Annotated in this window: 17 protein-coding genes and 2 pseudogenes; 15 read left to right on the top strand and 4 right to left on the bottom strand. The window is 42.2% G+C overall.

Translation table 11 applies throughout. The features are described 5' to 3' along the window. The 10 genes and pseudogenes from HMPREF0851_RS08955 to tig form a co-directional block, all read left to right on the top strand. Positions 1–297: pseudogene (locus tag HMPREF0851_RS08955) on the top strand (N-acetylmuramoyl-L-alanine amidase family protein); the annotation flags it as partial. A 228-nt stretch (positions 298–525) separates the two neighbouring features. Next, entirely contained in the window at positions 526–1,404 is an 879-nt protein-coding gene (gene mvk / locus HMPREF0851_RS08945; RefSeq protein ID WP_000162299.1) for a mevalonate kinase, read from the top strand. Further along, on the top strand, positions 1,386–2,339 hold the full coding sequence (gene mvaD, locus HMPREF0851_RS08940; protein WP_000373477.1) for a diphosphomevalonate decarboxylase: 954 nt from the start codon (positions 1,386–1,388) through the stop codon (positions 2,337–2,339). The genes mvk and mvaD overlap by 19 nt, the downstream gene beginning before the upstream one ends. Beyond that, a complete protein-coding gene (locus tag HMPREF0851_RS08935; protein WP_000562446.1) occupies positions 2,326–3,333 on the top strand; it encodes a phosphomevalonate kinase in 1,008 nt (335 codons plus the stop codon). Before mvaD ends, HMPREF0851_RS08935 begins: the two co-directional genes overlap by 14 nt. After that, the gene (fni, locus tag HMPREF0851_RS08930) at positions 3,317–4,327 is read left to right on the top strand and encodes a type 2 isopentenyl-diphosphate Delta-isomerase (protein ID WP_000210651.1); all 1,011 of its coding nucleotides are present in this window, start codon (positions 3,317–3,319) and stop codon (positions 4,325–4,327) included. Before HMPREF0851_RS08935 ends, fni begins: the two co-directional genes overlap by 17 nt. 76 nt (positions 4,328–4,403) lie before the next feature. Further along, the gene (liaF, locus tag HMPREF0851_RS08925; RefSeq protein WP_001224630.1) at positions 4,404–5,102 is read left to right on the top strand and encodes a cell wall-active antibiotics response protein LiaF; all 699 of its coding nucleotides are present in this window, start codon (positions 4,404–4,406) and stop codon (positions 5,100–5,102) included. Next, positions 5,099–6,094: a sensor histidine kinase gene (locus tag HMPREF0851_RS08920; protein WP_000743649.1), complete on the top strand. Its 996-nt coding sequence runs from the start codon at positions 5,099–5,101 to the stop codon at positions 6,092–6,094. Before liaF ends, HMPREF0851_RS08920 begins: the two co-directional genes overlap by 4 nt. Positions 6,095–6,107: 13 nt before the next feature. After that, positions 6,108–6,740 carry a response regulator transcription factor gene (locus tag HMPREF0851_RS08915; protein ID WP_000698427.1) on the top strand — a complete coding sequence of 211 codons (633 nt, stop codon included), beginning with the start codon at positions 6,108–6,110 and terminating at the stop codon, positions 6,738–6,740. Next, on the top strand, positions 6,741–7,397 hold the full coding sequence (locus tag HMPREF0851_RS08910) for a DNA alkylation repair protein (protein ID WP_000059641.1): 657 nt from the start codon (positions 6,741–6,743) through the stop codon (positions 7,395–7,397). A gap of 92 nt (positions 7,398–7,489) precedes the next feature. Next, positions 7,490–8,773 carry a trigger factor gene (gene tig / locus HMPREF0851_RS08905; protein WP_000116483.1) on the top strand — a complete coding sequence of 428 codons (1,284 nt, stop codon included), beginning with the start codon at positions 7,490–7,492 and terminating at the stop codon, positions 8,771–8,773. 47 nt (positions 8,774–8,820) lie between these two features. Here tig and HMPREF0851_RS08900 read toward each other — a convergent pair whose 3' ends face one another. The 4 genes from HMPREF0851_RS08900 to rnhC all read right to left on the bottom strand — a co-directional run bounded on the left by HMPREF0851_RS08900 (position 8,821) and on the right by rnhC (position 12,967). Continuing rightward, positions 8,821–11,187: an ATP-dependent RecD-like DNA helicase gene (locus tag HMPREF0851_RS08900; protein WP_000454529.1), complete on the bottom strand. Its 2,367-nt coding sequence runs from the start codon at positions 11,185–11,187 to the stop codon at positions 8,821–8,823. A gap of 28 nt (positions 11,188–11,215) precedes the next feature. Next, positions 11,216–11,362 carry a hypothetical protein gene (locus HMPREF0851_RS16465; protein WP_025169861.1) on the bottom strand — a complete coding sequence of 49 codons (147 nt, stop codon included), beginning with the start codon at positions 11,360–11,362 and terminating at the stop codon, positions 11,216–11,218. A gap of 105 nt (positions 11,363–11,467) precedes the next feature. Then, a complete protein-coding gene (gene lepB, locus HMPREF0851_RS08890) occupies positions 11,468–12,082 on the bottom strand; it encodes a signal peptidase I (RefSeq protein ID WP_001083982.1) in 615 nt (204 codons plus the stop codon). Positions 12,083–12,085: 3 nt separating this feature from the next. Further along, complete coding sequence (gene rnhC, locus HMPREF0851_RS08885; protein ID WP_000146886.1) at positions 12,086–12,967, bottom strand: ribonuclease HIII; 882 nt, start codon at positions 12,965–12,967, stop codon at positions 12,086–12,088. An 86-nt stretch (positions 12,968–13,053) separates the two neighbouring features. On the opposite strand from rnhC, the gene zapA reads away from it, so the two are divergent. From zapA to HMPREF0851_RS16695, 5 genes and pseudogenes are all read left to right on the top strand, one after another. Then, positions 13,054–13,356: a cell division protein ZapA gene (zapA, locus tag HMPREF0851_RS08880; RefSeq protein ID WP_000002021.1), complete on the top strand. Its 303-nt coding sequence runs from the start codon at positions 13,054–13,056 to the stop codon at positions 13,354–13,356. Next, complete coding sequence (locus HMPREF0851_RS08875) at positions 13,353–13,901, top strand: CvpA family protein (protein ID WP_000624514.1); 549 nt, start codon at positions 13,353–13,355, stop codon at positions 13,899–13,901. The genes zapA and HMPREF0851_RS08875 overlap by 4 nt, the downstream gene beginning before the upstream one ends. Positions 13,902–14,004: 103 nt before the next feature. After that, positions 14,005–16,341 carry an endonuclease MutS2 gene (locus HMPREF0851_RS08870; RefSeq protein WP_001035050.1) on the top strand — a complete coding sequence of 779 codons (2,337 nt, stop codon included), beginning with the start codon at positions 14,005–14,007 and terminating at the stop codon, positions 16,339–16,341. A gap of 50 nt (positions 16,342–16,391) precedes the next feature. Further along, complete coding sequence (locus HMPREF0851_RS08865) at positions 16,392–17,276, top strand: acyltransferase (RefSeq protein WP_001049882.1); 885 nt, start codon at positions 16,392–16,394, stop codon at positions 17,274–17,276. A gap of 2 nt (positions 17,277–17,278) precedes the next feature. Beyond that, positions 17,279–18,509 (top strand): annotated as a pseudogene (locus HMPREF0851_RS16695) (glycosyltransferase). The last annotated feature ends 212 nt before the right edge of the window (positions 18,510–18,721 follow it).

Genomic DNA, 18,721 nt, shown 5'->3' with positions numbered 1-18,721 from the left:
TGGTATCAAGATGGTTCAACTTGGTATTATTTAGATAATAAAAATGGTGATATGAAGACAGGTTGGGTATATGTTGGTAACCGTTGGTACTATCTCCGTTCATCAGGAGCTATGACAACTGGTTGGTATCAAGATGGATCAACATGGTATTACTTAGATAATAAAAATGGTGATATGAAGACAGGTTGGTTCCAGGTCAATGGCAAATGGTACTATGCTTACAGCTCAGGTGCTTTGGCAGTGAATACCACTGTAGATGGCTACTACGTCAACTATAATGGTGAATGGATCCAATAATGAAAGAAGCGATTGTGAATGGAAACAATCGCTTTTTTTGTGAAAATATAATAAAATAGATAGGAGAGAATCAATACTTGTAGGAAAAAATAATACTCTTCGAAAATCTCTTCAAACCACGTCAGCGTCGCCTTACCGTACTCAAGTACAGCCTGCGGCTAGCTTCCTAGTTTGCTTTTTGATTTTCATTGAGTATGGGACGGCTTTTTCGTCTAGCAAAAGGAAAACATGACAAAAAAAATTGGTGTCGGTCAGGCACATAGTAAGATTATCTTAATAGGGGAGCATGCGGTCGTTTACGGTTATCCTGCCATTTCCCTGCCTCTTTTGGAGGTGGAGGTGATTTGTAAGGTAGTTCCTGCAGAGAGTCCTTGGCGCCTCTATGAGGAGGATACCTTGTCCATGGCAGTTTATGCTTCGCTGGAGTATTTGGATATCAAAGAAGCTTGCATTCGCTGTGAGATTGACTCGGCTATCCCTGAAAAACGGGGAATGGGTTCATCAGCTGCTATCAGCATAGCGGCCATTCGTGCAGTATTTGACTACTATCAGGCAAATCTGCCTCATGATGTACTAGAAATCTTGGTCAATAGGTCTGAGATGATTGCCCATATGAATCCTAGTGGTTTGGATGCTAAGACCTGTCTCAGTGACCAACCTATTCGCTTTATCAAGAACGTAGGATTTACAGAGCTTGAGATGGATTTATCCGCCTATTTGGTGATTGCCGATACGGGCGTGTATGGTCACACTCGTGAAGCCATCCAAGTGGTTCAAAGTAAGGGCAAGGATGCCCTACCGTTTTTGCATGCCTTAGGAGAATTAACCCAGCAAGCAGAAGATGCGATTTCACAAAAAGATGCTGAAGGATTGGGACAAATCCTCAGTCAAGCACACTTACATTTAAAAGAAATTGGTGTCAGTAGCCCTGAGGCAGACTCTTTGGTTGAAACGGCTCTTAGCCATGGTGCTCTGGGTGCTAAGATGAGCGGTGGTGGGCTTGGAGGCTGTATCATAGCCTTGGCAGACAATTTAACACACGCACAAGAACTAGCAGAAAGATTAGAAGAGAAAGGAGCTGTTCAGACATGGATAGAGAGCCTGTAACAGTACGTTCCTACGCAAATATTGCTATTATCAAATATTGGGGAAAGAAACAAGAAAAAGAGATGGTGCCTGCTACTAGCAGTATTTCTCTGACTTTAGAAAATATGTATACGGAGACGACTTTGTCACCTCTACCGACGGATGCGACAGCTGATGTCTTTTATATCAATGGTCAGCTACAAAATGAGGCGGAGCATGCCAAGATGAGTAAGATTATTGACCGTTACCGTCCAGCTGGTGAAGGCTTTGTTCGTATTGATACTCAAAACAATATGCCTACCGCAGCGGGCCTGTCCTCAAGTTCTAGTGGTTTGTCCGCCTTGGTCAAGGCTTGCAATGCCTATTTCCAGCTTGGATTGGATAGAAGTCAGTTAGCACAGGAGGCTAAGTTTGCCTCAGGATCTTCTTCTCGGAGTTTTTATGGACCACTTGGTGCCTGGGACAAGGATAGCGGGGAAATTTACCCTGTAGAGACAGACTTGAAACTAGCTATGATTATGTTGGTGCTAGAGGACAAGAAAAAACCAATTTCTAGTCGTGACGGGATGAAACTTTGTGTGGAAACCTCGACGACCTTTGATGACTGGGTGCGTCAGTCTGAGAAGGATTATCAGAATATGCTGGTTTATCTCAAAGGAAATGACTTTGCCAAGGTTGGGGAGTTAACGGAGAAAAATGCCCTTGCTATGCACGCTACGACAAAAACAGCATCACCAGCCTTTTCTTATCTGACGGATGCAAGCTATGAAGCCATGGACTTTGTCCGCCAGCTTCGTGAGCAAGGGGAAGCCTGCTACTTTACTATGGATGCTGGTCCCAATGTCAAGGTCCTCTGTCAAGAGAAAGACTTGGAGCATTTATCAGAAATCTTCGGTCAACGTTATCGTTTGATTGTGTCAAAAACAAAGGATTTGAGCCAAGATGATTGCTGTTAAAACTTGCGGAAAACTCTATTGGGCGGGTGAGTACGCTATTTTAGAGTCAGGGCAGTTAGCCTTGATAAAGGCCATTCCCATCTATATGAAGGGCGAGATTGCTTTTTCTGATAGTTACCTTATTTATTCGGATATGTTTGATTTCGAAGTGGATTTAACGCCAAATCCTGACTATAGTTTGATTCAAGAAACGATTGCTTTAGTGGAAGATTTCCTGACTTATCGTGGTCAGACCTTACGACCTTTTTCTCTAGAAATCCAAGGAAAAATGGAACGAGGAGGGAAAAAGTTTGGTCTAGGATCTAGCGGTAGCGTCGTTGTCTTGGTTGTCAAGGCTCTGCTGGCTCTCTATGATCTTGCGGTTGATCAGGAACTCTTATTCAAGTTAGCCAGCGCTGTCTTGCTCAAACGAGGAGACAATGGTTCTATGGGGGACCTTGCCTGTATTGTGGCAGAGGATTTGGTTCTCTACCAGTCTTTTGATCGCCAGAAGGTGGCTGCTTGGTTGGAAGAAGAAAACTTGGCAACAGTTTTGGAGCGTGATTGGGGCTTTTCTATCTCACAAGTGAAACCAGCCCTAGAATGTGATTTTCTAGTGGGATGGACCAAGGAAGTGGCTGTATCTAGTGATATGGTCAAGCAAATCAAGCAAAATATCAATCAGAATTTTTTAAATTCCTCAAAAGAAACGGTAGCTGCTTTGGTAGCTGCTTTGGAGCAAGGAAAAGCCGAAAAAGTTGTCAAGCAAGTAGAAGTAGCCAGCAAGCTCTTAGAAGGTTTGAGCGCAGATATTTACACGCCTTCGCTCAGACAGTTGAAAGAAGCTAGTCAAGATTTGCAAGCTGTTGCTAAGAGTAGCGGCGCTGGTGGTGGTGATTGTGGTATTGCCTTGAGTTTTAATGCGCAATCAACCGAAACCTTAAAAAATCGTTGGGCCGATCTGGGGATTGAGCTCTTATACCAAGAAAGGATAGGACATGACGACAAATCGTAAGGATGAGCACATCCGCTATGCCCTTGAGCAGAAAAGTTCTTATAATAGCTTTGATGAGGTGGAGTTGATTCATTCTTCCTTGCCTCTTTACGACCTGGATGAGATTGATTTGTCTACAGAATTTGCAGGTCGAAAGTGGGACTTTCCTTTTTATATCAATGCCATGACAGGTGGGAGCGAAAAAGGTAAAGAAATCAATCAAAAGCTGGCTCAAGTGGCAGAAGCCTGTGGGATTTTGTTTGTAACGGGTTCATATAGTGCAGCCCTCAAGGATCCAACAGATGACTCTTTTTCTGTCAAGTCTGATCATCCAAGTCTCCTCCTTGGAACCAATATTGGATTGGACAAGCCTGTTGAGTTGGGTCTTCATACTGTGGTAGAGATGAATCCTCTCCTCCTGCAAGTGCATGTCAATGTCATGCAGGAATTACTCATGCCTGAGGGAGAAAGAATGTTCAGAAGCTGGCAATCGCATCTGGCAGACTATAGCAAGCAAATCCCCGTTCCAATCGTTTTAAAGGAAGTCGGCTTTGGAATGGATGCCAAGACCATTGAGAGAGCCTATGAGCTGGGCGTTCAAACATTTGACCTATCGGGTCGTGGTGGTACCAGCTTTGCCTATATCGAAAACCGTCGCAGTGGCCAGCGTGATTACCTCGATCAATGGGGTCAGTCCACCATGCAGGCCCTTCTCAATGCCCAAGAATGGAAAGACAAGGTCGAACTCTTGGTCAGTGGAGGGGTTCGGAATCCGCTGGATATGATTAAGTGCTTGGTCTTTGGTGCCAAGGCTGTGGGGCTGTCTCGAACAGTTCTGGAATTGGTTGAAAGCTATACGATTGAAGAAGTGATCGGCATTATCCAAGGCTGGAAAGCAGATCTACGCTTGATCATGTGTGCCCTTAATTGTGCCACCATAGCAGATCTGCAAAAAGTAGACTATCTTCTATACGGAAAATTAAAAGAAGCAAATGATCAGATGAAAAAGGCGTAACCACCGCCTTTTTTCCATCTTCAGACTGAGGTGACTTTTTTGAATTGTGATAAAATAGAGGGGAGAGGATGAACCTATGAGAAAATTTAAAATCTTTTTATTTATCGAAGCCTGTCTTTTGACAGGAGCTCTGATTTTGATGCTATCAGAGCATTTTTCGCGTTTTCTGCTGATTTTATTCCTCTTTTTGCTTTTGATTCGCTATTACACTGGTAAAGAGGGCAATAATCTTCTTTTAGTAGTGGCAACCATTCTCTTCTTTTTTATCGTCATGCTCAATCCTTTTGTGATTCTAGCTATTTTTATTGCGGTTATCTATAGCCTCTTTCTTCTTTATCCGATGATGAATCAAGAAAAAGAGCAGACCAATTTGGTTTTTGAAGAGGTGGTGACGGTTAAGAAGGAGAAAAATCGTTGGTTTGGAAATCTTCATCATTTTTCAAGCTACCAGACTTGCCAGTTTGATGATATCAATTTTTTTCGCCTCATGGGCAAGGATACGATTCATCTGGAGAGGGTCATTCTAACCAATCACGATAATGTCATTATCCTCAGAAAGATGGTAGGAACGACCAAAATCATTGTACCTGTTGATGTGGAAGTCAGTCTCAGCGTTAACTGTCTCTATGGTGATTTGACTTTTTTCAACCAGCCCAAGCGAGCCCTCCGCAATGAACACTATCATCAAGAAACTAAAGACTATCTCAAGAGTAACAAGAGTGTCAAGATTTTCTTGACCACTATAATTGGGGATGTGGAGGTGGTTAGAGGATGAAAAAACAAGCCTATATAATCATTGCTCTCACTTCCATCCTGTTTGTCTTATTTTTTTCCCACAGCTTGCTGGAAATTCTTGACTTTGACTGGTCTATTTTCTTGCACGATGTCGAAAAAACAGAAAAATTTGTCTTTTTGTTGTTGGTATTCAGCATGTCCATGACCTGTCTCCTAGCCCTGTTTTGGAGAGGTGTTGAAGAGCTTTCTCTAAGAAAAATGCAGGTTAATCTCAAGCGTTTGTTGGCAGGGCAAGAAGTGGTTCAGCTTGCAGATCCAGATTTGGATGCCAGTTTCAAGTCCTTGTCAGGTAAACTTAACCTTTTGACAGAGGCTCTTCAAAAAGCTGAAAATCACAGTCTTGATCAGGAAGAGGAAATCATCGAGAAGGAACGGAAGCGGCTTGCTCGGGATTTGCACGATACAGTCAGTCAGGAGTTGTTTGCGGCCCACATGATTTTATCAGGTATCAGCCAGCAGGCTTTGAAATTGGATAGAGAAAAGATGCAGACCCAGTTGCAGAGTGTCACAGCCATTTTAGAAACCGCCCAGAAGGATTTGCGGGTCTTGCTCCTGCATTTGCGACCAGTTGAACTAGAGCAGAAGAGTCTGGTTGAAGGGATTCAAATCCTCTTAAAAGAGCTTGAGGACAAGAGTGATCTCAAGGTTAGTTTCAAGCAAAATGTGACGAAATTGCCTAAGAAAATCGAGGAGCATATCTTCCGCATTCTGCAAGAGTTGATCAGCAATACCCTCCGCCATGCCCAAGCCTCCTGTTTGGATGTTTACCTCTATCAGACGGATTTTGAATTGCAGCTGAAGGTGGTGGACAATGGGATTGGTTTCCAGTTGGGGAGTTTAGATGACCTGAGTTATGGACTCCGCAATATCAAGGAGCGGGTTGAAGATATGGCAGGGACGGTTCAGTTATTAACAGCTCCCAAGCAAGGGCTGGCAGTTGATATTCGTATTCCCTTGCTAGATAAGGAATGATAAAGGAGTAAAGATGAAAATTTTACTAGTAGATGATCATGAAATGGTCCGATTGGGCTTGAAAAGTTACTTTGACCTCCAAGACGATGTAGAAGTTGTGGGTGAGGCGTCCAACGGGTCTCAAGGCATTGATTTAGCCTTGGAACTGCGTCCAGATGTCATTGTCATGGATATTGTCATGCCTGAGATGAATGGAATTGATGCGACCTTGGCTATCCTCAAAGAATGGCATGAAGCCAAGATTTTAATTGTGACTTCTTACTTGGACAATGAAAAAATCATGCCTGTCTTAAATGCTGGTGCTCGGGGCTATATGCTCAAGACTTCTAGTGCAGACGAACTACTCCATGCCGTCCGTAAGGTAGCTACTGGCGAGTTGGCCATTGAGCAGGAGGTCAGCAAGAAGGTCGAATACCACCGCAATCACATAGAACTACATGAGGACCTGACTGCGCGTGAGCGAGATGTACTCCAACTCATCGCCAAGGGCTATGAAAATCAGCGCATCGCAGATGAACTTTTTATCTCTCTCAAGACGGTCAAGACCCACGTGTCTAACATTCTTGCCAAACTTGAAGTCAGCGATCGTACCCAGGCTGCAGTCTATGCCTTTCAGCATCATTTGGTAGGGCAGGAGGAGTTTTAGATGAGTCTAACAGATTTACTTGTTGAGCTAGAAGCAGCAAAAGATCCTAAAAAAGCAGGGCCTATGGAGGCCTATATGCGTCATCAATTTTTCTTTCTAGGCGTTGCGGCGCCAGAAAGAAATAAACTCTATAAAAAATATTTTCCAGAAGCGAAAAAAACAAAGATTATCGATTGGGATTTTGTAGACACTTGCTGGGAAAAAGAATCTAGAGAATACCAATATGTGGCTGCCAATTATTTGAAAGCCATGCAGTCTTATCTAACGGAGAACGATTTACCTAAGCTTGAGCGACTAGTCGTCACAAAATCCTGGTGGGATACCGTAGATATCCTAGATCGAGTAGTAGGGAGTTTGGTGTATGACCACCCTGAACTAGAAGAAATAATCTTAAAATGGAGCCTATCAGATAATATCTGGCTGAGACGGGTCGCTATTGACCACCAGTTGTTAAGAAAAGAGAAGACCAATGTTCAATTAATGGAAAAGATTCTGCTTCATAATTTGAACCAAACAGAATTCTTTATCAATAAAGCCATTGGCTGGGCTCTAAGAGACTACTCCAAAACCAATCCAGCTTGGGTAGCAGGTTTCATTGAGAAAAACAAGGAAAGAATGGCTGACCTTAGTATCAAAGAAGCAAGCAAGTACCTCTAGCGTGATTGAAAAGCGCATTCGTTACTTGAAAAAAGTCGCCCATTTATGTTATAATAGACTGTATTTAAAAAATTTTAAGGAGAAATGACAGAATGTCTGTATCATTTGAAAACAAAGAAACAAACCGTGGTGTCTTGACTTTCACTATCTCTCAAGACCAAATCAAACCAGAATTGGACCGTGTCTTCAACTCAGTGAAGAAATCTCTTAATGTTCCAGGTTTCCGTAAAGGTCACCTTCCACGTCCTATCTTCGACAAAAAATTTGGTGAAGAGTCACTTTACCAAGACGTTATGAATGCTCTTTTACCAAACGCTTATGAAGCAGCTGTAAAAGAAGCTGGTCTTGAAGTGGTTGCTCAACCAAAAATTGACGTAACTTCAATGGAAAAAGGTCAAGACTGGGTTATCACTGCTGAAGTTGTTACAAAACCTGAAGTAAAATTGGGTGACTACAAAAACCTTGAAGTATCAGTTGATCTAGAAAAAGAAGTAACTGATGCTGACGTTGAAGAGCGTATCGAACGTGAACGCAACAACTTGGCTGAATTGGTTATCAAGGAAGCTGCTGCTGAAAACGGCGACACTGTTGTCATCGACTTCGTTGGTTCTATCGACGGTGTTGAATTTGACGGCGGAAAAGGTGAAAACTTCTCACTTGGACTTGGTTCAGGTCAATTCATCCCTGGTTTCGAAGACCAATTGGTAGGTCACTCAGCTGGTGAAACTGTTGATGTTATCGTAACATTCCCAGAAGACTACCAAGCAGAAGACCTTGCAGGTAAAGAAGCTAAATTCGTGACAACTATCCACGAAGTAAAAGAAAAAGAAGTTCCAGCTCTTGACGATGAGCTTGCAAAAGACATCGACGAAGAAGTTGAAACACTTGCTGAATTGAAAGAAAAATACCGCAAGGAATTGGCTGCTGCTAAAGAAGAAGCTTACAAAGATGCAGTTGAAGGTGCAGCAATTGATAAAGCTGTAGAAAATGCTGAAATCGTAGAACTTCCAGAAGAAATGATCCACGAAGAAGTTCACCGCTCAGTAAACGAATTCCTTGGAAACTTGCAACGTCAAGGTATCAACCCTGACATGTACTTCCAAATCACTGGAACTACTCAAGAAGACCTTCACAAACAATATGAAGGAGAAGCTGAGTCACGTACTAAGACTAACCTTGTTATCGAAGCAGTTGCCAAGGCTGAAGGATTTGACGCTTCAGAAGAAGAAATCCAAAAAGAAATCGAGCAATTGGCTGCAGATTACAACATGGAAGTTGCACAAGTACAAAGCTTGCTTTCAGCTGATATGTTGAAACATGATATCACAATCAAAAAAGCTGTTGAGTTGATCACAAGCACAGCAACAGTTAAATAATCTTAATAGACAAAAATCCCACCTGAATTGGTGGGTTTTCTTGTGTACTATTTTCCAAAAATCTCTTTGAGGTCTGCGTCTGTAATCCCAATCATGGCTGGGATGCTGTTCCAGTTTTCTTCGGTTAGGATGTAGGATTGTTCAGAGGTACTTGATGTGGCTGTTTCAGAGACCGCTTGTTGCTTTTCTTCAACATTTTCCAATAGATCACTGAAGCGTTCAATCAGGTAGGTTTTTCGGGCAGTTCCGATGTGCTGGGTAGCATAGTCAAAGGCCTGTAATTCGCCTAGTAAGATGAGTTTGCTTTTGGCGCGTGTAATAGCTGTGTAGATGAGATTGCGCTCCAGCATACGCCTACTAGCACTGGTGATAGGTAGGATGACAACAGGGAACTCACTTCCCTGGGACTTATGGATACTCATGGCATAGGCCAAGCGAATTTTGTACCATTCGTTACGTGGGTAAGAGACCTCGTTGCCATCAAAATCAATGACAATCTCGTCTTGTTTCGACTCGGTGTATTTACCAGGAATCAGGTCTGTGATGGCTCCCAAATCCCCATTAAAAACATTGATTTCAGCATCGTTGACCAAGTGAATGACCTTATCTCCCTTACGATAGTGGCACTGGGGAGCTTCAAAACTGAGTTGATCTTTTTGTGGTGGGTTGAGCAGATCTTGCATGAGCTGATTGATAGCATCAATCCCTGCCGTCCCTCGGTACATGGGGGCCAGAACCTGAATATCACGGGCAGGGATGCCACTTCTGAGGGCGGCGCCTAAGATTTTTTCAATAGTAGCAGGGATATGACCACTAGCGATTTCAAAGTAAGAACGGTCTGCTTTTTTCTGGGTGAAATCAGCTGGCAAGATGCCCTGTCGAATCTGACTAGCTAGGGTTACGATGGTTGATTCTTCGCTTTGTCGGTAAATTTTTTCCAAGCGAGTCTGAGGAATCAAGGGAATATGAAGCAAATCCGCTAGAACCTGTCCAGGGCTGACAGATGGTAGCTGGTCGCTGTCACCCACGATGAGGATTTTACTGTTAGAAGAGATATTGGAGAAGAGTTGGTTGGCCAGCCAAGTATCCACCATGGAAAATTCATCCACGATAATAAAGTCGGCATCCAGATAATCTTCCAGATGACTGGTATCATCGTCCCCTGTCATTCCCAAATGGCGGTGTATGGTAGCGCTAGGCAAACCTGTCAATTCATTCATGCGCCTAGCGGCTCGGCCAGTTGGAGCGGCAAGAAGAATAGGCAAATTGCTTTTCTTCCTGAGGTCAAGTCCTTCTAAGAGGGCATAAACAGCGATGATACCATTGATAACAGTTGTCTTACCAGTACCAGGGCCACCTGTCAGGATAAAGACCTTGTTCTGGATAGCGTCGCAGATAGCCTGTTTTTGAATATTATCATACTCAATCCCCAGCTCTTCTTCGACAGTAGCGATATGTTTTTGAATGCTTTCTAAATCCTGGCTCTTCTGTTTTCTTTTTTCAAGGATACGAACCAAGTGACTGCGGATGCCTTCCTCAGCGAAAAAGAGGCTATTGTCAAAAATCTTGGTATCAATCTGCTGAACCTTGTCTTCTTCAATCAGGTAGGAGAGTTCTTGGGCCACTTGGCTGGGGTCCAGTTCCACGGGGCGAGAAGATTCAAGGAGAGTAAGGGTTTGTTCTAGCAAATCCCGTGCTTCAACATAGGTGTCCCCTGTTTCCATACAGGCCTGAAAAAGACTATGTACTAGACCGGCACGAAAGCGCTCAGGAGCCTGACTTTCGATGCCAAGTTCCTCTGCTAATTGGTCAGCAATGGTAAAGCCCAAACCCTTGATATCCTCAACCAACTGGTAGGGATAATTTTCAACCACATCAAGGGTTTCTTCCTTGTAAAAGTCTTGAATCTGGAAGGCTAGTTTATTGGGAATGCCGTAGTTGGCCAGTTTGGCTAAAACCATTTCCGTTCCGTAGTTGAGGCGGAGAGTGGAGACGAAAGCTTCACGATTTTTGGCAGAGAGTCCTGCGATGCCTTCTAACTTTTCTGGGTGTTGCAGAATTTCGTCGATGGTATTGTCGCCATAGGTATCCACAATTTTCTGAGCAGTCTTGAGACCAATCCCCTTGAAATGGCTACTAGAAAAGTACTTGACCAAGCCCTTGCTAGTTGGTTTTGCACGTTCATAACGGCTGATTTGCAGTTGTTCCCCATACTTGGAGTGCTGGACAATTTGTCCCCAAAAAGTATAGTCTTCTCCCTCAATCACATCAGCCATGGTACCCGTGACAATAATTTCAAAATCATCAAAATCCTCTGCGTCTGTATCGTTGATTTCTAGGAGGAGGATACGATAAAAATTGCTGGGATTTTCAAAAATAATCCGTTCAATGGTTCCTGAAAAATAAACTTCCATAAGATTCCTTTGCATAAATAGGTGAGAGTTAATACTCTTCGAAAATCTCTTCAAACCACGTCAGCTTCGCCTTGCCGTAGATATGGTTACTGACTTCGTCAGTTTCATCTACAACCTCAAAGCAGTGCTTTGAGCAACCTGCGGCTAGCTTCCTAGTTTGCTCTTTGATTTTCATTGAGTATAACTTTGTTTCTATCTTAATCAAACTGGATAGTGAATAATCATATTCTCACGATAGAAGAAGAGGCTGAGATTCTTGATTCTCGGCCTCTTAGGTCTCTTAAAATGTTCCGATACGAGTGATTGGCCAGAAGCGGAATTTAGCTTCTCCTGTAATATCTTTTGCTTTGAAAGTACCTACGTGACGACTGTCACTTGAAACCAAGCGGTCGTCTCCGAGGAGAAGGTATTCTCCTTCTGGGACAGTAAAGCTAAAGTTGGTATTGTAGTTGACATCGACTGTGAAGGCTTGGGCTTTTTCAGCAATACTTCTAAAGAAAGTTCCTTTATTTCCTTCAAAGCCCTTGCCTGAGTAAGTGCTTTGGAGTTTGTCATCCTTGAAACGTTTGATATAGTCAGCTAGGTAAGGCTCGTCCGTCTCTTTGTCATTGATGAAAAGTTTATCGTTTTCGTAACGGATGGTGTCGCCAGGCATTCCGATCACGCGCTTGACAATGTCCTTATTGCCATCTTCCTCATGGGCCACCACGATATCAAAACGGTCAATAGGGAGGTGTTTGACAACAAAGAGGATTTCGCCATCCGCTAGGGTAGGATCCATGGAATGTCCTTCTACGCGGACATTGCTCCAAAAAAAGATACGGCTCAAAGCTAGTAATGACAGAATCAGGAGGAACAATCCCCACTCTTTTAAGAAATGTTTAAATGAATTCATAACTTACCTTCCTAAGCGTTTTTTCGCTTTTTCAGTATTTTTAAAGTGCAGTTTGGCGCAGAAATTGAGTCCCTGCATACCATAGGCTTGCAAAATCTGGCTAGCTACCTTATCAGAAGCCGTTCCAGCCCCACTTGGAAGTTGATAACCCAGTTCTCGTCCTAGATTTTCTAGATTTTCCAGAAAGAGATCACGCGCAATGATAGAAGAAACTGCGACAGCCAAGTATTTGCCCTCAGCCTTTTCTTCTAAGCTAATAGGATTGCTGAAACGATTAGCCTCTTGTGCCAAGTACTTGTCATAATTTTTAGCACTGGTAAAGGCATCAATCACAATTTTCTCAGGCTGAATGCCTTTTTGAAGGAGGAGATAGATAGCCTGATTATGGAGGGCAACCTTAACCGAAACAGCGTTGTAGCGGTCTCCGATGACCTCGTTGTACTTGCTTGGTGAGAGAAGCAGTTCCTGATGCTGGATTTTGTCCTTGAGGATAGGGGCAAGCTGACGAATCTTTTGGTCGGTCAGAGTCTTAGAATCTCCCACACCTAGTTTTCGCAAGAAGTCATGCTGGTCAGGTGTGACAAAGGAAGCCACAACTGCAAGCCCACCAAAGTAGGAACCATTTCCCACCTCATCTGTCCCAATCAAAGGAAGATTTTGTCCGCTAGTTTCCTCTACAACTTGATAGCCAAAGAAACTGGCGTATTTCTCGGCTCCTTCCCCCTGAAGCAAGACCTTTCCAGAAGTATAGATAGAAACGGTAGCTTGAGGTAGTCGTAAAAAGTAGCGGATATAGGGATTTTTACTGGGAGCCAGACTGGTTTGATAGTGTTCAAGAAAAGCCTGAATCTCCTTTTCACTTGGTGTGAGTGTTATACTTGCCATAGTTTCTATTGTACCATAAAAGCAGACAAATTTGTAAAAACTGACAAAGTTAGCGAATTTTGGTATAATATCGTGAGGTGAATTTTATGGCAAATCTAAATCGATTCAAATTTACATTCGGGAAAAAATCATTAACCTTGACAAGCGAGCATGATAATCTCTTTATGGAGGAAATTGCCAAGGTTGCGACAGAAAAATACCAAGCAATTAAAGAACAAATGCCTAGTTCAGACGATGAAACAATCGCTCTTTTGTTGGCAGTCAACTGTTTGTCAACTCAACTCAGTCGTGAGATTGAATTTGATGATAAGGAGCAAGAGCTAGAAGAACTCCGTCACAAACTTGTGACTTGCAAGCAAGAACAGAGCAAGATTGAGGATTCCTTATGATTTCACTCCTTCTTCTATTGGTCTTGGCTTGGGGATTTTATATCGGCTATCGGAGAGGCCTGCTCTTACAGGTTTATTACCTGATTTCAGCCATGGCATCTGCTTTTGTGGCTGGCCAGTTTTATAAGGGACTTGGGGAACAGTTCCATTTATTGCTCCCTTATGCAAATCCGCAGGAAGGTCAGGGGACTTTCTTTTTCCCATCGGATCAACTCTTTCAGTTGGATAAGGTCTTTTACGCAGGAATCAGCTACTTGCTTGTATTTGGGATAGTCTATAGCATCGGTCGTTTGCTTGGTCTCCTCTTACACTTGATTCCTAGTAAAAAATTGGGTGGCAAGTTCTTCCAAGTTTCAGCAGGTATCTTGTCCATGTTGGTGACCTTATTTGTCTTGCAGATGGCTTTGACAATCTTGGCGACCATTCCCATGGCAGCTATACAAAATCCTCTTGAAAAGAGCATCGTCGCAAAACATATCATCCAGAGCATACCAGTAACAACCAGTTGGCTCAAACAAATCTGGGTGACAAATTTAATCGGATAAAAAGGGCAGGAATTTTCCTAGCCCTTTGTTTACAGATTTGACTCGAACCTATCAGAATGTAAAAAGTTACTACACCTAGACATTCAAAGACAAGGAAATAAAGATGAATAAGAAAATATTAGAAACATTAGAGTTCAATAAGGTCAAGGCCTTGTTTGAACCCCATTTGTTGACCGAGCAGGGCTTGGAGCAATTGAGACAGCTGGCTCCGACTGCCAAAGCAGATAAAATCAAACAGGCTTTTGCTGAGATGAAGGAAATGCAGGCTCTTTTCGTCGAGCAACCGCATTTCACTATTCTCTCAACCAAGGAAATCGCAGGAGTCTGCAAGCGTTTGGAGATGGGTGCAGACCTCAATATCGAGGAGTTCCTGCTCTTAAAGCGCGTGCTTCTGTCTAGCCGAGAGCTTCAAAGTTTTTATGCCAATCTGGAAAATGTCAGCTTGGAAGACTTAGCCCTCTGGTTTGAGAAATTACATGATTTTCCGCAATTACAAGGAAATCTCCAAGCCTTTAATGATGCAGGTTTCATTGAAAATTTTGCCAGTGAAGAATTGGCGCGCATCCGTCGAAAAATCCATGATAGCGAGAGTCAGGTACGCGATGTTTTACAAGACCTGCTCAAGCAAAAAGCGCAGATGTTGACGGAAGGAATCGTTGCCAGCAGAAATGGCCGTCAGGTTTTACCTGTCAAAAACACCTACCGCAATAAGATTGCAGGTGTCGTTCATGATATTTCTGCTAGTGGAAATACCGTCTATATCGAACCCCGTGAGGTGGTCAAACTGAGCGAAGAAATTGCCAGTTTGCGAGCAGATGAGCGCTATGAAATGCTTCGCATTCTCCAAGAAATCTCGGAGCGTGTCCGCCCTCATGCGGCTGAGATTGCTAATGACGCTTGGATTATCGGCCATCTAGACTTGATTCGTGCCAAGGTCCGCTTTATCCAAGAAAGGCAAGCAGTTGTGCCTCAGCTGTCAGAAAATCAAGAGATTCAACTACTCCATGTCTGCCATCCTTTGGTCAAAAATGCTGTCGCAAATGATGTCCATTTTGGCAAAGATTTAACAGCTATTGTCATTACAGGTCCCAATACAGGTGGGAAGACTATCATGCTTAAAACTCTGGGCTTGACACAGGTTATGGCCCAGTCTGGTTTGCCGATTTTAGCAGACAGGGGAAGTCGTGTTGGTATTTTTGAAGAAATTTTTGCCGATATTGGAGATGAGCAGTCTATTGAGCAGAGCTTGTCTACCTTCTCTAGTCACATGACCAATATCGTGGATATTCTTGGCAAGGTTAACCAACATTCACTCTTACTTTTGGATGAGTTGGGGGCTGGTACAGATCCCCAAGAGGGAGCCGCCCTTGCCATGGCTATTCTGGAGGACCTTCGCCTGCGTCAAGTCAAGACCATGGCTACAACTCACTATCCAGAACTCAAGGCCTACGGTATTGAGACAGCCTTTGTGCAAAATGCCAGTATGGAGTTTGATACTGCAACTCTTCGCCCAACCTATCGCTTTATGCAGGGTGTTCCTGGCCGAAGCAATGCCTTTGAAATTGCCAAACGTCTAGGCCTATCTGAAGTTATTGTAGGGGATGCCAGTCAGCAGGTCGATCAAGATAATGATGTCAATCGTATCATTGAGCAACTGGAAGAGCAGACGCTAGAAAGTCGCAAACGCTTGGACAATATCCGTGAGGTGGAGCAAGAAAATCTCAAGATGAACCGTGCTCTTAAAAAACTTTATAACGAGCTCAATCGTGAAAAGGAAACCGAGCTTAACAAGGCACGTGAACAAGCTGCTGAGATTGTGGACATGGCCCTAAGTGAGAGTGACCAGATTCTCAAAAATCTCCACAGCAAATCTCAACTTAAACCCCACGAAATCATAGAAGCCAAGGCCAAGCTGAAAAAATTGGCTCCTGAAAAAGTAGATTTGTCCAAAAACAAGGTCCTTCAAAAGGCCAAGAAAAAACGAGCTCCAAAGGTGGGAGATGATATCGTGGTGCTCAGTTATGGACAGCGTGGTACCTTGACTAGTCAACTCAAGGATGGCCGCTGGGAAGCCCAAGTCGGCTTGATTAAGATGACCTTGGAAGAGAAAGAATTTGACCTTGTTCAAGCTCAGCAAGAAAAGCAAGTTAAGAAGAAACAAGTCAATGTTGTGAAACGAACTTCTGGGCGAGGACCGCAAGCAAGACTGGACCTTCGAGGCAAACGTTATGAAGAAGCCATGAATGAGTTAGATGCCTTTATCGACCAAGCCCTGCTTAACAATATGGCTCAAGTTGATATCATCCATGGTATCGGAACAGGTGTCATCCGTGAAGGAGTTACCAAATACCTACAAAGAAACAAACATGTCAAGAGTTTCGGCTATGCCCCACAAAATGCTGGAGGCAGTGGTGCAACTATTGTGACCTTTAAAGGCTAGAAGTATCATTTTTACAAATTTTAGTGTATAAAAGAATCGAGAAATATAGGATGAATTTGAAAAATATAGTACAGTTAGTTGGAGATTATCATCATGTTGAAGTGTCTCCAGATGCTCATCTTGATTTGGGAGCAGATATTACAATTCGTTCGTTTGCAAGTATTGAAGTTTCAAGTGGTGCGAACTTGAAAGTAGGAAATAGGGTCTTTTTTAATGACCATTGTTCAATCCGCTGTACTGAGGAAATCACCATTGGTCATGATACAATGTTTGGGGATGGAGTACGAATTTTTGATTCGAATCATCAATTCAATAACTATCATGTGTTTAAAACTGCAATGAGCGGCGCTCCTATTCATATTGGGCGGGATTGTTGGATTGGTGCTAATACCGTTATTCTTAGAGGAGTTACTATAGGTGACAATGTCATCATAGGTGCTAACTGTCTCATCCATCAGGATATTCCTAGTAATTCAATCGTCACCCATAGTGAAACATTAACGATTAAACCTAAGAATATTGCCAAATTCCATGCCTTTGTTTATACTTACTCGGATCAGTTGGAAGGCTTGGAGTATTTGCTGGCTAGTTTACCTGAAGTTGATTTTCATGTTGCGGCGCCAACGAATGTTTCAGATTTTTTAAGAAGTTTTTCCAGATTTAGTAATTTTCAACTATATGAATATTGCCAATCGAGAGAGATTTCAGATCGCATTTTAGAGTTGGCTGATGTCTATCTGGATATAAACCACTGGAATGAGGTTGATGATATTATTGGGCGCGCTTTGGCAATAGGAAAACCGATATTTGCATTTGACACAGTAGCTCATCGAACTGATGAAGGAATTCAAGTGTTTAGTATAGAGGACAAAGAGAATATGGTGATGGCCATTCGTCACCAACTAGAAAAAGTTGATAGTGGGGAGAAGGAATGAAATTGTATCAAAAAGTGATTGCTCTTGGAGCTGATATTCGTTATATGGATAAGGTAGAAACTGTGATAAAGTCAGTATCGGTTCATAATCATGAAGTGAAATTTTATGTATTTAATGACGATTTGCCTAGTGAATGGTTTTTGTTGATGAGAAATCGTCTGAAGGTTATTGGTTCTGAGATTGTCAACGTTAAAAAAACGGCTCATAATCTTCGCGATTTTCACTTGCCAAATGCAATCCTTTCCTATGCTACGTTCTTTAGATATTTCATAGCAGATGAAGTACAAGAAGACAGAGTTCTCTACTTAGACTCAGATATGATCGTAAATGCAAGATTGGATGAATTGTTCTCCTTAGACTTACAAGGCTATGACATTGCAGCTGTTCAGGATTTTGATCAGAGTGGTTGGTTGACAACCTTTAATGCAGGTATGTTATTGATTGATGCGAGGAAATGGCGGGAAAATCATTCGACAAAAAGTTTACTAGAGTTAACTGTTCAACACCATGAGCATGTTTATGGTGATCAAGGTGTTCTCAATATGTATTTTGGTGATCAGTGGCTACATTTGGATAAAGAGTACAATTTTATGGTTGGTTTGGGATCAATTTCTACATTTGAGTGGGAATAGGGAATGGTATCAGTCTGATTACTACGGAAATTGTGAACCAAAGATTATTCACTATACTTCAGAATTTAAACCATGGACTCATTTAACTTTGACTCGTTTTCGTAAATTGTGGTGGTTTTATTATGGATTGAATTGGAATGATGTACTATTAGGAACAGATATCATCAGACGTTCTTTTAGAGATCTAGTGAGAGCTCCTCTCTATCATACTTGTATTTTTACAAATAGTGCTAGCCTAGAATCAATAGAATACCTACTATCTGAATTACCGGAAGTTCATTTTACAATATTAGCGCCAACAAATTTTGCTGATAGTGTAGTTGATATGCAACGATTTTTGAATCTTTCAATTTATCCAAACTTTAGTCCTTTTAACAAGAATGAAACCTTGGATAAGATGGATTTCTATCTAGATATCAATCATGGAGGAGTTGTAGGAACTATTGTAGAAGAAATTAGTGATAAAAATAAACCAATTTTTGCGTTTGATAATACAAGTCATGACTCGAGTGGAAGAAGTCGTATTTTTTCGTCAACTGAACCAGAGAAAATGGTAGAAGCAATTCGAAAATTTTTAGGAGTAGAACTGAGTGGTAAATGAGTTTAGATAGTATTTTAAAATTTATCAAAAAGTCATGATTTCTATTGAAATTATAGCTCTATTTTCGAGATAGCGAGGTAATTTATACAGTAAAAACTGTTGAATTAAGTTTTACTAATAAACACATTGACAAAAGCCAACATTTTTTGTAAAATAAGAATCAATTAAATACCAACACCGAATGAAGTTTAATAGAAGTGGCGAATCGTTTG

It is taken from the genome of Streptococcus sp. M334, assembly GCF_000187745.1.
Lineage (GTDB): Bacteria > Bacillota > Bacilli > Lactobacillales > Streptococcaceae > Streptococcus.
This window is presented reverse-complemented; position numbering and strand designations above follow the sequence as displayed.

Coding starts and splice junctions, on each gene's coding strand:
- mvk (WP_000162299.1), top strand. CDS start 526: ATGACAAAAAAAATTGGTGTCGGTCAGGCACATAGTAAGATTATCTTA.
- mvaD (WP_000373477.1), top strand. CDS start 1,386: ATGGATAGAGAGCCTGTAACAGTACGTTCCTACGCAAATATTGCTATT.
- HMPREF0851_RS08935 (WP_000562446.1), top strand. CDS start 2,326: ATGATTGCTGTTAAAACTTGCGGAAAACTCTATTGGGCGGGTGAGTAC.
- fni (WP_000210651.1), top strand. CDS start 3,317: ATGACGACAAATCGTAAGGATGAGCACATCCGCTATGCCCTTGAGCAG.
- liaF (WP_001224630.1), top strand. CDS start 4,404: ATGAGAAAATTTAAAATCTTTTTATTTATCGAAGCCTGTCTTTTGACA.
- HMPREF0851_RS08920 (WP_000743649.1), top strand. CDS start 5,099: ATGAAAAAACAAGCCTATATAATCATTGCTCTCACTTCCATCCTGTTT.
- HMPREF0851_RS08915 (WP_000698427.1), top strand. CDS start 6,108: ATGAAAATTTTACTAGTAGATGATCATGAAATGGTCCGATTGGGCTTG.
- HMPREF0851_RS08910 (WP_000059641.1), top strand. CDS start 6,741: ATGAGTCTAACAGATTTACTTGTTGAGCTAGAAGCAGCAAAAGATCCT.
- tig (WP_000116483.1), top strand. CDS start 7,490: ATGTCTGTATCATTTGAAAACAAAGAAACAAACCGTGGTGTCTTGACT.
- HMPREF0851_RS08900 (WP_000454529.1), bottom strand. CDS start 11,187: ATGGAAGTTTATTTTTCAGGAACCATTGAACGGATTATTTTTGAAAAT.
- HMPREF0851_RS16465 (WP_025169861.1), bottom strand. CDS start 11,362: ATGAAAATCAAAGAGCAAACTAGGAAGCTAGCCGCAGGTTGCTCAAAG.
- lepB (WP_001083982.1), bottom strand. CDS start 12,082: ATGAATTCATTTAAACATTTCTTAAAAGAGTGGGGATTGTTCCTCCTG.
- rnhC (WP_000146886.1), bottom strand. CDS start 12,967: ATGGCAAGTATAACACTCACACCAAGTGAAAAGGAGATTCAGGCTTTT.
- zapA (WP_000002021.1), top strand. CDS start 13,054: ATGGCAAATCTAAATCGATTCAAATTTACATTCGGGAAAAAATCATTA.
- HMPREF0851_RS08875 (WP_000624514.1), top strand. CDS start 13,353: ATGATTTCACTCCTTCTTCTATTGGTCTTGGCTTGGGGATTTTATATC.
- HMPREF0851_RS08870 (WP_001035050.1), top strand. CDS start 14,005: ATGAATAAGAAAATATTAGAAACATTAGAGTTCAATAAGGTCAAGGCC.
- HMPREF0851_RS08865 (WP_001049882.1), top strand. CDS start 16,392: ATGAATTTGAAAAATATAGTACAGTTAGTTGGAGATTATCATCATGTT.